General features: G+C 55.2%; 13 protein-coding genes. 9 read left to right on the top strand and 4 right to left on the bottom strand.

The window, feature by feature from the left end; translation table 11 throughout:
- Nucleotides 1-85 precede the first annotated feature (85 nt).
- From hemA to kdsA, 6 genes are read left to right on the top strand one after another with little or no spacing between them, the layout of a single operon-like run.
- Entirely contained in the window at nt 86-1,342 is a 1,257-nt protein-coding gene (gene hemA, locus ACHHZ6_RS00805) for a glutamyl-tRNA reductase (RefSeq protein ID WP_182274527.1), read from the top strand.
- Nucleotides 1,343-1,383: 41 nt separating this feature from the next.
- Nucleotides 1,384-2,466, top strand: a complete 1,083-nt coding sequence (gene prfA / locus ACHHZ6_RS00800) for a peptide chain release factor 1 (protein WP_182271713.1) — start codon at nt 1,384-1,386, stop codon at nt 2,464-2,466.
- Nucleotides 2,466-3,296 (top strand): peptide chain release factor N(5)-glutamine methyltransferase, encoded by an 831-nt coding sequence (gene prmC / locus ACHHZ6_RS00795; protein WP_395121543.1) that lies wholly within the window; start codon nt 2,466-2,468, stop codon nt 3,294-3,296. The genes prfA and prmC overlap by 1 nt, the downstream gene beginning before the upstream one ends.
- On the top strand, nt 3,293-3,685 hold the full coding sequence (sirB2, locus tag ACHHZ6_RS00790) for an invasion regulator SirB2 (RefSeq protein ID WP_182271711.1): 393 nt from the start codon (nt 3,293-3,295) through the stop codon (nt 3,683-3,685). The genes prmC and sirB2 overlap by 4 nt, the downstream gene beginning before the upstream one ends.
- Before the next feature lie 3 nt (nt 3,686-3,688).
- Nucleotides 3,689-4,498, top strand: a complete 810-nt coding sequence (sirB1, locus tag ACHHZ6_RS00785; protein WP_182919933.1) for an invasion regulator SirB1 — start codon at nt 3,689-3,691, stop codon at nt 4,496-4,498.
- A 36-nt stretch (nt 4,499-4,534) separates the two neighbouring features.
- Complete coding sequence (kdsA, locus tag ACHHZ6_RS00780) at nt 4,535-5,389, top strand: 3-deoxy-8-phosphooctulonate synthase (protein WP_182271709.1); 855 nt, start codon at nt 4,535-4,537, stop codon at nt 5,387-5,389.
- A gap of 528 nt (nt 5,390-5,917) precedes the next feature.
- Here the strand turns inward: kdsA and chaA are convergent.
- Entirely contained in the window at nt 5,918-7,018 is a 1,101-nt protein-coding gene (gene chaA / locus ACHHZ6_RS00775) for a sodium-potassium/proton antiporter ChaA (protein ID WP_395121541.1), read from the bottom strand.
- Between the two features lie 490 nt (nt 7,019-7,508).
- On the opposite strand from chaA, the gene ACHHZ6_RS00770 reads away from it, so the two are divergent.
- A complete protein-coding gene (locus tag ACHHZ6_RS00770; protein WP_182919935.1) occupies nt 7,509-8,204 on the top strand; it encodes a gamma-glutamylcyclotransferase in 696 nt (231 codons plus the stop codon).
- Nucleotides 8,205-8,246: 42 nt separating this feature from the next.
- On the opposite strand, the gene ACHHZ6_RS00765 is transcribed toward ACHHZ6_RS00770, so the two are convergent.
- From ACHHZ6_RS00765 to ACHHZ6_RS00755, 3 genes are all read right to left on the bottom strand, one after another.
- A complete protein-coding gene (locus tag ACHHZ6_RS00765; protein WP_182271705.1) occupies nt 8,247-8,486 on the bottom strand; it encodes a DUF1883 domain-containing protein in 240 nt (79 codons plus the stop codon).
- 212 nt (nt 8,487-8,698) lie between these two features.
- The gene (locus ACHHZ6_RS00760; protein WP_182271704.1) at nt 8,699-10,483 is read right to left on the bottom strand and encodes a methyl-accepting chemotaxis protein; all 1,785 of its coding nucleotides are present in this window, start codon (nt 10,481-10,483) and stop codon (nt 8,699-8,701) included.
- A gap of 106 nt (nt 10,484-10,589) precedes the next feature.
- Nucleotides 10,590-10,943, bottom strand: coding sequence for a DsrE/DsrF/TusD sulfur relay family protein (locus tag ACHHZ6_RS00755; RefSeq protein ID WP_182271703.1), 354 nt, complete (start codon nt 10,941-10,943; stop codon nt 10,590-10,592).
- A 73-nt stretch (nt 10,944-11,016) separates the two neighbouring features.
- Here ACHHZ6_RS00755 and nasR point away from each other — a divergent pair, with 73 nt between their 5' ends.
- Together nasR and ACHHZ6_RS00745 are read left to right on the top strand one after the other, a co-directional pair.
- Nucleotides 11,017-12,201, top strand: a complete 1,185-nt coding sequence (nasR, locus tag ACHHZ6_RS00750) for a nitrate regulatory protein NasR (RefSeq protein WP_395121538.1) — start codon at nt 11,017-11,019, stop codon at nt 12,199-12,201.
- A 230-nt stretch (nt 12,202-12,431) separates the two neighbouring features.
- Nucleotides 12,432-13,679 (top strand): CmpA/NrtA family ABC transporter substrate-binding protein, encoded by a 1,248-nt coding sequence (locus ACHHZ6_RS00745; protein WP_182919937.1) that lies wholly within the window; start codon nt 12,432-12,434, stop codon nt 13,677-13,679.

Below are 13,679 nucleotides of genomic sequence, written 5' to 3'. Positions count from 1 at the left end.
GGGTGCAGTCTCTTTTATTGATCTCGCGCATCCTGTATGATGCATCTTGCTAACCTTATTAACGCTGGTACTACTCCCGCTCAACATGACCCTATTAGCACTCGGTATTAACCACAAAACAGCCCCGGTTTCGCTGCGAGAACGCGTAACGTTTTCGCCGGATACGCTCGACCTGGCGCTGGATAGCCTGCTTGCACAGCCGATGGTGCAGGGCGGCGTGGTACTCTCGACGTGCAACCGTACCGAGCTTTACTTAAGCGTGGAAGAGCAGGACAACCTGCATGAAGCGCTTATCCGCTGGTTATGTGACTACCACAATCTCAATGAAGAAGAGCTGCGCACCAGTCTGTACTGGCATCAGGACAACGATGCGGTCAGCCATCTGATGCGGGTGGCCAGCGGGCTGGATTCACTGGTGCTGGGCGAACCACAAATTCTCGGTCAGGTGAAGAAGGCGTTTGCAGATTCACAAAAAGGACACCTGAAAGCCAGCGAACTGGAGCGTATGTTCCAGAAGTCTTTCTCTGTGGCAAAGCGTGTGCGAACCGAAACCGACATTGGTGCCAGTGCGGTTTCTGTTGCTTTCGCGGCCTGTACCCTCGCGCGTCAAATCTTTGAATCCTTGTCGACTGTCACCGTGTTGCTGGTTGGCGCAGGCGAAACCATCGAGCTTGTGGCGCGCCATCTGCGCGAGCACAAGGTGAAAAAGATGATTATCGCTAACCGTACCCGCGAACGTGCGCAGGTGCTGGCGGACGAAGTGGGCGCAGAGGTGGTTGCGCTGAGCGACATCGATGAACGCCTGAAAGAGGCGGATATTATTATCAGTTCTACTGCCAGCCCGCTGCCCATAATTGGCAAAGGGATGGTGGAACGAGCGCTGAAGTCCCGTCGTAATCAGCCGATGCTGCTGGTGGATATCGCCGTCCCGCGTGATGTCGAGCCTGAAGTCGGCAAACTGGCTAACGCCTATCTTTACAGCGTGGATGACCTGCAAAGCATCATTTCGCACAACCTTGCCCAGCGTAAAGCGGCGGCGGTTCAGGCGGAAACCATCGTTGAGCAGGAAACCAGCGAATTTATGGCCTGGCTGCGCGCGCAAAGCGTCAGCGAGACTATCCGCGATTACCGCGGGCAGGCGGAACAGGTGCGTGATGACCTGACTGCCAAAGCGCTGGCGGCCCTTGAACAGGGCGGCGACGCACAAGCCATTCTGCAGGATCTGGCCTGGAAACTGACCAATCGCCTGATCCATGCACCAACCAAATCTCTCCAGCAGGCTGCCCGGGACGGGGACGATGAACGCCTGACTATTCTGCGCAACAGCCTCGGGCTGGAATAGCGCGCTATACCCATTTTCTATTACAAGGTGCATTTACGCCTATGAAGCCTTCTATCGTCGCCAAACTGGAAGCTCTGCATGAGCGCCATGAAGAAGTACAGGCGCTGCTCGGTGATGCCGGGACTATTGCAGACCAGGAACGTTTTCGCGCACTGTCGCGTGAGTACGCGCAGTTAAGTGATGTTGCAAAATGCTTTACCGACTGGCGACAGGTCCAGGAAGATATTGAAACCGCGCAGATGATGCTCGACGACCCTGAAATGCGTGAAATGGCGCAGGAAGAGCTGCTGGACGCGAAAACGCGTTCAGAAGAGATGGAGCAACAGCTCCAGGTGCTCCTGCTGCCAAAAGATCCGGACGATGAACGTAACGCCTTCGTGGAAGTCCGCGCCGGTACCGGCGGTGACGAAGCGGCGCTGTTTGCGGGTGATCTGTTCCGCATGTACAGCCGTTACGCGGAAGCGCGTCGCTGGCGCGTGGAAATCATGAGTGCCAACGAAGGCGAGCATGGCGGTTTCAAAGAGGTGATTGCCAAGATCAGCGGCGACGGCGTGTACGGCCGTCTGAAGTTTGAATCCGGTGGTCACCGCGTACAGCGCGTTCCGGCTACCGAATCACAGGGACGTATCCACACTTCCGCCTGTACGGTGGCGGTCATGCCTGAGCTGCCGGAAGCGGAACTGCCGGACATCAATCCGGCGGATCTGCGCATTGACACCTTCCGTTCCTCAGGGGCGGGTGGTCAGCACGTTAACACCACCGACTCCGCAATCCGTATTACCCACCTGCCAACCGGCATTGTGGTTGAGTGCCAGGATGAACGTTCCCAGCACAAAAACAAAGCCAAAGCCCTCTCCGTGCTCGGGGCGCGTATTCGTGCCGCCGAAGTGGCAAAACGCCAGCAGGCGGAAGCGTCTACCCGTCGTAACCTGCTGGGCAGTGGCGATCGTAGCGATCGTAACCGCACCTATAACTTCCCGCAGGGGCGCGTGACCGACCACCGCATCAACCTGACGTTATACCGTCTGGATGAAACGATGGAAGGTAAACTCGATATGCTGATTGAGCCTATCGTGCAGGAATATCAGGCCGACCAGCTGGCGGCATTGTCCGAGCAGGAATAATGGATTTTCAACACTGGTTACGCCATGCCGCCAGTGCGCTTTCTGAAAGTGAAAGCCCTAAACGCGACGCTGAAATTTTGCTGGAGTATGTGACGGGGAAAACCCGTACTTACCTGCTTGCCTTCGGCGAGACGGTGCTGACTGCTGAACAGGAAACACAACTTACCGCGCTGCTTGCCCGGCGTAAAACCGGTGAGCCGGTGGCGCATCTGGTTGGTGAGCGTGAATTCTGGTCATTGCCGCTGTTTGTCTCACCCGCCACCCTGATCCCCCGGCCGGACACCGAGTGTCTGGTGGAGCAGGCGCTGGCGCGTTTACCGGCAAACCACTGTCGTATTCTCGATCTCGGTACCGGTACTGGCGCGATTGCGCTGGCGCTTGCCAGCGAACGCCCGGACTGCGACGTGACGGCGGTTGACGTGATGCCTGACGCAGTGGCACTGGCACAGCGAAATGTCGAACATCTCGGATTCCGCAATGTGACGGTGCTGCAAAGCAGCTGGTTCAGCGCACTTGAGAACCGCGCGTTTGAGATGATTGTCAGTAATCCTCCCTACATTGACGAACACGACCCGCACCTCGCGCAGGGAGATGTTCGCTTTGAGCCGCTGACGGCACTGGTTGCGGCCAACGAAGGTTTAGCCGATCTTGATCACATTGTGACAACGTCACGACAACATTTGCTTCCCGGTGGCTGGCTGCTGGTGGAACATGGCTGGACGCAAGGAGAAGCTGTCCGTGCTCTGTTTACGCAAGCAGGGTACACCGCGGTAGAAACCTGCCGCGATTACGGCGGCAATGACCGTCTGACGCTGGGGCAGTGGTCATGAGTCTGTTTACCGTGCTGATAACTGTTCACCTGCTCGCCGTTGCGATGACCATCGGTTTTTTCATCGTGCGGTACTGGTGGCGCTACAGCAATAATCCACTGATTGACCTCCGCTGGGTGCGAATTGCACCACACTGTATCGACACGGTGCTGTTTCTCTCTGGCGCCGGGTTAATGTGGAAGACGGGCTATCTGCCTTTTACTGATAAAGGTACATGGCTGACTGAAAAGCTGTTTGGCGTTATCATCTACATCGTTTTGGGTTTTATCGCGCTTGGGCGTCGTCGTCCGCGCAGCCAGCAGACCGGGTTTATTGCCTTTCTGCTGGGTCTGGTGGTGCTGTACATCATCATTAAACTCGCCACCACAAGAATACCGTTACTGGGGTAAGTCATGAAGTCCTTAGCCGATTTCGAATTTAACAAAGTGCCGCTCTGCGATGGAATGATCCTGATTTCGGAGATGATCCGCGACGATTTTACGTCGCAGTACGTCTACGCGGAGCTGGAAAATCTGGTCAGTCTGGCGCGTGAAGAGATCAATCAGGCGCGCCCGCAGGACTGGCAATTAGAGAAGCTTATTGAGCTTTTCTACGGCGAATGGGGTTTCTGCGACACGCGTGGCGTGTATCGCCTGTCTGACGCATTATGGCTGGACCAGGTCTTAAAAAATCGTCAGGGCAGCGCTGTGGCGCTGGGTTCTATTTTGCTGTGGGTCGCACACCGTCTGGATATCCCGCTGGTGCCGGTCATCTTCCCGACGCAGATGATCCTGCGGGCGGAGTGGCTGGACGGCGAGATGTGGTTAATCAATCCATTTAATGGCGACACGCTGGATGAACATACGCTGGACGTGTGGCTGAAAGGTAATATCAGCCCGGTGGCCGAACTCTTCAACGAAGATCTCGACGAAGCCGATAACTCAGAGGTTATCCGCAAGCTGCTGGATACGCTGAAGTCTGCGCTGATGGAAGAGCGGCAGATGGAGCTGGCGCTGCGTGCCAGTGAAGTGCTGCTGCAGTTTAATCCGGAAGATCCGTACGAAATCCGCGATCGTGGCCTTATCTATGCCCAGCTCGACTGTGAGCATGTGGCGCTGAATGATTTGAGCTATTTTGTGGAGCAATGCCCGGAAGACCCGATCAGCGAAATGATCCGCGCGCAGATCAACGCGATCTCGCACAAACAAATTACACTGCATTAATCTTAATTCCGATTCACACCTGAATAAGGCGATCCTATGAAACAAAAAGTGGTTAGCATTGGTGACATCAACGTGGCAAACGACCTGCCGTTCGTGCTGTTTGGCGGCATGAACGTGCTGGAATCACGTGATCTTGCGATGCGCATTTGCGAGCACTACGTGACCGTGACCCAGAAACTGGGCATTCCGTACGTGTTTAAAGCCTCTTTTGACAAAGCCAACCGCTCCTCTATCAACTCTTACCGTGGCCCGGGCCTGGAAGAGGGAATGAAGATTTTCCAGGAGCTGAAACAGACCTTTGGCGTGAAAGTGATCACCGACGTGCATGAAGCTGCGCAGGCGCAGCCAGTGGCTGACGTGGTAGATGTGATCCAGCTTCCTGCGTTCCTGGCTCGCCAGACCGACCTGGTTGCCGCAATGGCGAAAACCGGTGCCGTGATCAACGTGAAAAAACCACAGTTCGTAAGCCCTGGCCAGATGGGTAACATCGTCGATAAGTTTATCGAAGGGGGTAACGACAAGGTTATTCTGTGTGACCGTGGTTCAAACTTCGGTTATGACAACCTGGTTGTGGATATGCTGGGTTTCAGCGTGATGAAGAACGTGTCCAACCAGTCTCCGGTGATCTTCGATGTGACCCACGCCCTGCAGTGCCGCGACCCGTTTGGTGCAGCGTCTGGTGGCCGTCGTGCGCAGGTAACGGAACTGGCGCGCGCCGGTATGGCAACCGGCCTGGCAGGTCTGTTCATTGAAGCGCACCCGGATCCGGCTCACGCGAAATGCGATGGCCCATCGGCGCTGCCGCTGGACAAGCTGGAGCCGTTCCTGAAACAGATCAAAGCAATTGACGATCTGGTGAAAAGCTTCGACGAGCTGGATACCAGCAACTAATAAAAAAACCCGCTTCGGCGGGTTTTTTTATGTTTTCTCCCTCTCCCGCAGGGCTGAGGGTTCCCCAGTAATTTTGTTCTTCTTAAGCAATTAAACTATTTCATTGAAATATAAGACTTATAGCGACTCCATGGTCCGGCTGAAAATCGCCGAAGCGTTTCCGTAAGGCCGGGGCGAGGCGCAGGGATGCGCCGAGAGGGCATTGCCTGCAGGGATGCAGGCTAATGCCCGACCCGAAGCCTGAAGGAATAAGCTGAGGGTACCGCGCAGCGGCGATTTTCCTGCCGGGAGCCCGGGTTGCCAGGGCGGTGGCGGTGAACCGCCCTGGCACGTTCACTTGTATCGTCGTTACAGAGTAGCAATCAACATAAAGTGAACGGAATAACCACTACTGCTTTATATTCCCCCTCACCCCAGCCCTCTCCCTCAAGGGAGAGGGGGTATTCTGTGCCAACCTGTAATTTGTGGGGATCCCTCAACCCTGTGGGAGAGGGTTGGGTGAGGGCATCAGGCCGCAGCGGATGAAAACTACGCAAATATCGTCATCAGATACGCCACAAACAGCGCCATATGTGCCGCACCGTTCAGCACGTTTGTGCGTCCGGTTGAGAAAGAGATATGGCACAGCACCAGCGACGCTACCATCACAATCATCTCTGGCGCGCCCAGCGCAAACTGCAACGCGTTGCCGGTCATAAAGGCAATCAGCGTCACCACCGGAACGGTGAGTGAGATAGTCGCCAGCACGGAGCCGAAGAACAGGTTCATTGCACGCTGCACCTGATTGCTCAGCACCGCCTTCAGCGCCCCCAGCCCTTCAGGGGAGAGAATGAGCAGCGCCACCAGGAAACCGGTAAACGCCACCGGAGCATTCAGCTCAGTTAGCAGTGTCTCCAGCGGGTTCGCGTTCATCTTGGTCACGGCGATAACCGCAATCAGATGCACAAGGAGCCAAACGGTGTGCCATAGGCTGCTGTGGGCGGACGGCTTACCGTGGTGCGGATCGTCGTCGTCGCTATCATCTTCATGCTCGTATACAAACAGGCTCTGGTGCGTTTTGGTCTGAATAAGCAGGAATACGCCATACATAGCCGCAGAAATCAGCGCCACCAGTAAGGCCTGCCCGGTAGTGAAGTTCGCGCCAGGCAGTGCCATCGGGAAGACCAGCACGATAATGGCCAGCGGGAACAGGGCGATAAGATACTGTTTAATGCCAAACAGGTTCATATATTGGGTGGCAAATTTACGGCCACCTAATAACAGAGAGAAACCCACCAGACCGCCCGTTACAATCATAATGATGGAATAGAGCGTGTCGCGCATTAGCGTGGGGGCAGCATCCCCGGTTGCCATTAGCGCGGAAATCAGGCTGACTTCGAGAATAATAACGGAAAGACTTAAAATTAATGAGCCATATGGCTCGCCCAGACGGTGGGCTAAGACGTCGGCATGGCGTACCACGCTAAAGGCACTGCTTAAGATCCCCACCAACGCGAGAATATTGATACCAACCACCACTGGCAGTGACTGACTGCTTCCCCAGAAGAGCAGCACCGCCAGCGCCAGAACCGGGAAAATGAGAGACGTCTCCTTGTGGCGGGTCTTTACCGCCTCGTGTGTTGCTGTCATGTGCTTCTCCATCAATGCAGGTGCTTGTAATTATAGATAGAATTTTGAGGGCGTTAAACTAACAGAACTCTGTTAAATTCCCTTTAATTTTTACTTAATTTTACCTTGATAAGGACATTGCCATTCAGAGTGACATAATAGCGACTCTTTTATGAATAAACATTAAATAACAGTCAATTAATGATTGTAATAATTCATGATTTCAATCTTTATTAGCGACAGAAAAGCGCTATTCAGTAGTGAAAACAGGACGTAGTGATACTATATAAAATGAAGTATACGTTACCAGATAACATGCCAAATGAGCTTCCCGCCATGAAATAATTAGCTGCCTTTGTTTTGACTTTTCAGGCGGTTGAACTTCCGTTGTATTGCAACTGGCCTGTGAATTGCTTATCGTTAATTAACTGCTGGCAAAATGACCAGCACATAATGCCGGGAAGGCGAATTACAGATGTCGCAAGGAAGCATGCAGTGGCGGAGGTGTAAAGTGTTAACGCGTGATTTCTTAATGAAGGCAGATTGTAAGACGGCATTTGGTGCTATTGAGGAATCGCTTCTCTGGTCGGCTGAACAACGTGCAGCATCGCTCGCTGCTACGCTGGCGTGTCGCCCGGATGATGGCCCGGTATGGATTTTTGGCTACGGTTCGCTGATGTGGAACCCGGCTCTGGAATTTATTGAATCAGCAACAGGTACGCTCCCTGGCTGGCACCGCGCATTTTGTTTGCGCCTGACCGCCGGGCGCGGAAGTGCCTGTCAGCCAGGACGCATGCTTGCACTGAAAGAGGGCGGACGCACCACGGGCGTGGCATACCGTCTGCCGGATGCAACTCTGGAAGATGAGCTGACGCTGTTGTGGAAGCGCGAGATGATCACCGGCTGCTATATGCCAGGCTGGTGCAAGCTGGAGCTTGACGACGGTCGCACCGTCAATGCGCTGGTGTTTATTATGGATCCGCGCCATCCGCTGTATGAAGCGGATACCCGCACGCAGGTAATTGCTCCGTTAATTGCTGCCGCCAGCGGGCCGCTGGGTACTAATGCACAGTATCTTTTTTCCCTCGATCAGGAACTGACGCGCCTCGGCATGAAGGACGATTGTCTGGATGAACTGGTGGTGAAGGTGAAAGCGCTGCTGGAAGGAAATGTGCTGAATAACCCGCTGCACCCGGGTTTTGCCTGACAATACGCCCGGCTGCAAGAGAGCAGACCGGGCGTTCGTGTATTATGCCGCAACGTAGCTGACTGAATGCTCCAGCGACTGGCTGTGGCTGTCAATCAGAACATCCCATGTGCCGGTATACGGCACAGTAAGCCACGCTTTGTCATCCTGTACGGTCAGAATGTCTGCCTGCGATTGCCGCTGCGCTTTTGAACTCATCAGATGAATACGGCAGCGCTCTGAGCAACGAACCACTATTGTATCCCCGCCAAACAGTTTCAAACTTGTTTTAACCAGTGCCATTTTTTACCCCGTCGTCTTAAACAACGCTCTCCCTGCAACCCATTCCGAGCGTGATGTTGTTCACAATTCACTCACTGCATAACACCAAAGGGGAGGGGGTGGGATGCTGATTTTGATCAAAAAATGGCATAACATTTAAACAAAAATGACAAAACACCTGAAAGCTTTCAGCTGACGCGCGTTTCACCAGGCTAACGCGCGTCAGAAGAAAATTAAATGCGGAAATGTCCGGCTGTTTCAGCAAGGTCACCCGCCTGGCTTTGCAGGGCGCTGGCTGCAGCGGCGGATTGCACCACCAGCTCAGCATTCTGTTGTACCATCCTGTCGAGATGGGTAACTGCATGGTTAATCTCGTGAATACCTTTCATCTGCTCGCTGGTGGCAATGGAAATCTCACGCATGATGCCCGAAACGCTACCGATGCTGGAGCGGATCTCATTCATGCTTTCCCCTGCCAGGTGAACGTAGCGAGAGCCGGTTGCCACGCTGTTGGTGGTGGAGTCGATCAGCGTTTTGATCTCTTTTGCCGCCTGAGCACTGCGGCTGGCCAGGTTACGCACTTCACCCGCAACCACCGCAAACCCACGGCCTTGTTCCCCGGCACGGGCCGCTTCCACCGAGGCGTTCAGTGCCAGAATGTTGGTCTGGAAAGCAATGCCGTCAATTACGCTGGTAATATCGCCAATTTTCGCTGACGCCACTTCGATAGACTGCATGGTGCTGATGGCCTGAGATACCACTTCGCCACCGCGTGAGGCGGCCGCAGAGGCCTTGCTTGCCTGATCGTTGGCTTCTGCCGCAGACTCATTCGACTGGGTCACCGAAGCGGTGATCTCTTCGACGGCGCTGGCGGTTTCACGCAGACTGGAGGCGGCCTGCTCGGTACGCCCGGAGAGATCCTGGTTACCGGCGGCAATTTCCTGTGCGGCGTTTTTCACCGATGCGCTGGCATCTCGCAGCTGAACCATTACCACCGAGAGCTTATCGCTGAAGGCGTTAAATGCATGTGCGATTTGCGCCACTTCATCCTCGCCGTTATCTGGCAGACGCTGTGACAGGTCGTTAGTTCCGTTAGCAATGTTGTTCATCGCGTCGCGGATATCGGACAACCGTTTGAGCAGGCGGGCAATCAGGAAGTGAACAATTGCACCGCTCAACAGTGCCAGGATCACCAGCGACAGTGCTGACGCTTTCAGCAGCGAGCGCATGCCGGAGGTGGCATCGCTGTTGTCGAGCGCCACGATCAACATCCAGTGGGTACCCGGAACCGCCGTCGCGATGAAGGTTTTTTCGACACCGTTGAGCGACCCGTCAACCGGGTTACCGCTTTTCAGGGCCGCAAAATCGGTGTCTTTGATGGTTTCGCCAAAGGGTTTCAGGGTCAGGGCCGGATCGTTCGCGGCAATGACGGTGCCATCGCTGTCAAGGAGCAAGCCGCTGCTGGCCGGAGTAGGATGGATCCCGCGCACGTTAGCCACCACGCTGTCCATTGCTACGTCACCGGCGACGACCGCTTTCAGTGAGCCGTTTTCTTTCACCGGCACGGCAAAGGTCACCACCAGTTTCCCGGTGCCTGCATCAACGTAAGGCGCTGTCACGACGGGGGCGTCAGCGCTGACTACCTGCTGATACCACGGTCGAATGGTAGGGTCGTAATCCGCAGGAACACCGGCGGGATCGGAGAATTTCGCCGTTTTGCTGGTATAGCCAACATAAACGTTAGTAAACCCACCCGCCTGGGCGAGTTGTTTAAACACCGGAACCGGGTCGTCACTCAGCGCAACAGTCTGCGCCGAGGCGATCACCGTCATTTTGCTGTGTACCCAGTCCGCAATCGCCATGTTATGGCTGGCACTGGTGCTGTTCAGAATATCACGCTGTGATTGCTGGTTATCCTGGCGCGTGACCTGGAAGTTTATAACGGTATTGAGAAGAAGCGCGACGACCAGACAACCTGTCGTCGCGGCAATGATGCGTGCACGAATGGATCTGAACATAAGTAAAATACCTGCTGTGTTGTTTTCATGCCTATCGGCAACCTGGCAGGTAAACTTGATGCTGAAACCGCGTCCATAAGAAAATAATATTTTTTCGGATTTATTATTAAAATGTTAATACTTTATCGGCGTCCAGCGTCCACTCTGCCAGCTCGACGAGGGTTCCAATTTCAACCCCCTCAATCAACGGTAGCCCGGTAATGCCGCGCCCGTCGGTGCAGGTCTTACACAGTTTGACCGGTACATTTTGCGCAGTCAGGATCTCCAGCATTTGCTGAATATTGTACCCTTCTGCGGGTTTTTGCCCCTTCAGCCCGGCAGTGACGGCATCCGACATTAAAAAGAGACGTAGCGCCAGGTTGCTCTCCCGTTCGCGCAGTGCGATTGCCAGACGCAGGCTGTTAAAAAGGGATTCGCTGCCGTAGGCCGCGCCGTTGGCGACGATCACAATCTTCTGCATGTTGACTCCTGTTCTTTGATAAGGCACGAATATTGCTTATTTCTCCGGAGATTCGCTATCCGGGAGAGTAAGCATGACATTAATGGCTGGCAGTACGCCAGGTGCAACCGAATGGTTCCAGCGCGCAAGAGTGATGCGCCGGGAGCAGCTCAGCAAACTGGCACAGCTGGGTGTGCTGGTGAGCGGCATCAGTCGGCTGGTGCATATGCTACAGTGCGAGCGTGGGGCATCTAACGTCTGGCTCTGCTCACAGGGTAAGCTGTACGCGCCTGAATGCAAAGCCAGCCGGGGTCTGGTGGATGAAAATCTCGCCGCGCTTTATGACATGCTTGAAAAGCACACCCCAATGCCAGGCAGTGCCGTCTGCGAACGTATCGCCAGCGCACTGCTCAGCCTGGAAATACTGCCTGCCCTGCGTGACGGGGTGAATAAGCAAACCATCACGTCACCGCAGGCGATGGAGCACTACTGTCGCATGCTTCGCCATCTGCTCAGTATCGTGCCACAGCTCAATGACAGCATTGACGATCCGCAAATTGCAGGCCGTTTTGTCGCGCTCTATAGCCTGATGCAGGGCAAAGAACTGGTGGGACAAGAGCGGGCGCTGGGTGCCATCGGTTTCACGCTGGGGAATTTTAATGATGACACCCGCCAGAGACTGGTTGACCGCATTGACGGTCAGCAGGCCTGTTTTGAGGTTTTTTTGTCGCACAGTCATGCCGACGTGCAGAACACATTCTCCCTCAACTGCCTGCCAGAGCGTGAGATCGAACAGCTCAGACGCGTGGCCTGTACCCGCCAGCCTGCCGCGGATAACGGTGACACCGCGCTGAACTGGTTTTCCCTGCAAACGACACGTCTTGAGCACCTGCGCACGCTGGAGGAGGTGGCGATTGCCGATCTGATGATCGCAGTGGATGAGCGCATCCAGAGTGACGACGACATTACGGTACCGGCCGATGAGCACGACGATCCCCTTGTGCATTACCCGGATAAACCCTTGCTACCCCTGGTTCGCCAGCAGGCGCGCGAAATAGAGCAACTCTCCCGCCAGCTTGCTTCTTTGCGCGATACGCTCGAGGAGCGCAAAACCATTGATAAAGCCAAAAGCGTGCTGATGATGCACCAGAGCATGAGCGAAGAGCAGGCGTGGACTGCCCTGCGTAAAATGGCGATGGACAAGAATCAACGCATGGTGGATATCGCCCGCGCTTTGCTTACCGTGAAGACGTTGTGGCAGGTAACACCAAAGGAGTAGTTGCACAAGTTGTGGGCATTTTGTGCCTGATTGAGGTGCGTCAACGCGTGCCCGTTCTGGCAACCACCAGCAAAACCGCGGGTTAAAAACTGGCATTCCCTTTGCATTAACAAATTAACCATTTTTGACGATGCGCCAACGGCGGTGCATGCGTCTTCGGGATAAAGGCGTCCAACGGTGCTCCGGCACCGTCGGGCGCTTTTTTTTTGTCTTTTTTTCAGGAGTGGGTCATGGCGGATGTGTCGAGACGGCGGTTTTTGCAGGCCAGCATGCTGGCGGGTGGCGCAATGTTGTTACCGGGTGTCATGCAGGCTGCGTGGGCGGCAGGGTCGGATAAACCGGAGCTGGAGACAGTGCGTATCGGGTTTATCCCGCTGACCGATTGCGCCCCGGTGGCGATCGCGGCGCTGAAAGGGTTCGATAAAAAATACGGCATTACCATTGTACCGACGAAAGAGGCGAGCTGGGCGGCAGTACGCGACAAACTGGTGGCCGGTGAACTGGATGCTGCACACATTCTTTACGGCCTGTTATACGGGCTGGAACTGGGCATTGCGGGTAAGCCGCAGCCAATGGCGAACCTGATGACGCTCAACCAGAACGGTCAGGCAATTACGCTCTCAGGTGACCTGGCGGAGAAGGGGGTTCGCGATCCCGACGGGCTGAAAAAGCTGATCGGACAACAGGCTCCAGGGACGTACACCTTTGCGCACACCTTCCCGACAGGGACGCACGCCATGTGGCTCTACTACTGGCTGGCCAGCGCGGGCATTAATCCGTTCGACGACATCCGTACCGTGGTGGTTCCGCCCCCGCAAATGGTGATGAACATGCGCATTGGCAACATGGTCGGTTTTTGCGTCGGCGAGCCGTGGAATGCACGCGCCATTAACGATCGTATCGGGTTCACTGCTGCAACGTCCCAGTCTGTCTGGGCGGATCATCCGGAAAAAATTCTCGGTACGCGTCGAGACTGGGTAGAGAAAAATCCGCATACCGCGCGGGCTCTGGTCAGCGCGGTGCTGGATGCCGCCCGCTGGATCGATGCCTCCCCGGAAAACAAACGTGAAACTGCGCAGCTCCTTTCTCGCCGGGCGTGGCTGAACACCAAAGAGCAGTATCTCACCGGGCGGATGCTCGGCGAGTACGACAACGGGATTGGTCAACGCTGGCAGGATGCGCATCCGATCCGCTTCTTCAACGACGGTGCCGTCAGCTATCCGTATCACTCCGACGGCATGTGGTTCTTAACCCAGTTTCGTCGCTGGGGCTTGCTCAAAACCGCGCCAGACTACGCGGCAATCGCACAACGCATTAACCAGACGTCGGTCTGGCAGGATGCCGCCACGGCAGTGGGTGGTATTACCGCGCCGTCGTCACCGTATCGCAGCAGCACCCTGATGGACGGTACCGTCTGGAACGGCACCGATCCGGAAGGATACGCCAACCGCTTCGCTATTCACCGTAAAGGGGCCTGA

The organism is Enterobacter cloacae complex sp. 2024EL-00214 (assembly GCF_043945575.1).
Lineage (GTDB): Bacteria > Pseudomonadota > Gammaproteobacteria > Enterobacterales > Enterobacteriaceae > Enterobacter > Enterobacter cloacae_P.
This window is presented reverse-complemented; position numbering and strand designations above follow the sequence as displayed.